At 57.2% G+C, this 1,237-nt stretch carries 1 protein-coding gene; it reads right to left on the bottom strand.

The features are described 5' to 3' along the window. Positions 1-166: 166 nt before the first annotated feature. Positions 167-1,237 (bottom strand): IS1380-like element ISMaq3 family transposase (locus tag Q673_RS32955; protein ID WP_008174531.1); only part of this gene is annotated, 1,071 nt, incomplete at its 5' end.

Genomic DNA, 1,237 nt, shown 5'->3' on the forward strand with positions numbered 1-1,237 from the left:
CTAGCCCGGATTTCTCATAGTGCTCCAACAACCTTCGCAGACCAAGCCTGGTAGTGCCAGATCCGAGTGGTCATGGTCGAAGTTGGCGATTATTTAGCCAGTTTCCGGCATTCAGGCACAACTCCCCCTTTCCCCCATTGGTATCGGGCCGGGGGAGCCCGATTATCTACTGGGGCACCAAGCGCTGAACCAGTGCTGAGAGATCGTTCTTGTGTGGATAGCTATCACTCATCAACACCCGTATTCGGCGGGTGTTGCGGATGATGACTGCGCCAACCTTGATCAGCTTCAAGCGCAAGGTGCCGGCACTCATACGTTCGAAGGGCGTGTTTTTCAGATGCACCCGCAAACGCTCGAACAGGGTGTAGGCGAAGCCGGATAAGATCAGCCGCCACTGGTTGGTCCACCAGTGTGTGCTGGAGGTGCGACCGGCAAACAGATCCAGTTGTTGATCCTTGATCCGGTTCTCCATATCACCCCGTGCGCAATACTGTTCGTAGTAGAGCTTGAATCCGTCATCGTAGCGGGAGCTGATAACGAACCGGGGGTTCGGGCCTTGAGGGCCATATTCCAGGCGCGCAACCACCCAGCGTGGCTTATGCCAGCTTCGGGCTTTGTAGCGGAAGCGGAAGGTGCTGGCGAGCTTATGGCCATGAGCCTCGTAGTAGGTCCGGACTTTGTCCATGGCTGGGGCGGCAAGCGCCTCCAGCCGCTGGTTGCGGGCCATGCCTACGATGTAATCCACCTGGTTGCGATCGCACCAGGCCAGCAGTCGGGGCTTGCTGAAGTGGGAGTCGCCCCGGAACACGATCCGGGTCTGTGGCCAATACTCGCGAATAAATCGCACCAGCAGCGCCAGAATGGCCCAGCTGTGCCGGGCATCACCTCGATTGCTGGTGCGCAGATAGCTCACCAGCAAGTGCCTACCGCAGAAGACGTAAAGCGGGAAGTAGCAGTGATGGTCGTAATACCGGTTAAAGAACTTACCCGGCTGGTCGCCGTGCACCGGAATATCGGTGCCGTCAAAATCCAGCACGATTTCCTTGGGCGGCTTCTCATGCTGCTCGATAAAGTGGTGCCAGAGCAACTCATGCGCTTTGACAATGGTTTGCCGATCCATCGCCTGCTCCATTCGACAAAGCGTGGACTTGCCGGCCAGAGTCGAGGCATTCCCCGTGGCGGTTTGTAGTGCCTGATCAAAGCGAAGCGCTTCATGATCATTCAGATCTTCGTAGCC

The sequence above is a fragment of the Halomonas sp. PBN3 genome (genome assembly GCF_000475415.1).
In the GTDB taxonomy this organism is placed as follows: Bacteria; Pseudomonadota; Gammaproteobacteria; order Pseudomonadales; family Halomonadaceae; genus Halomonas; species Halomonas shengliensis.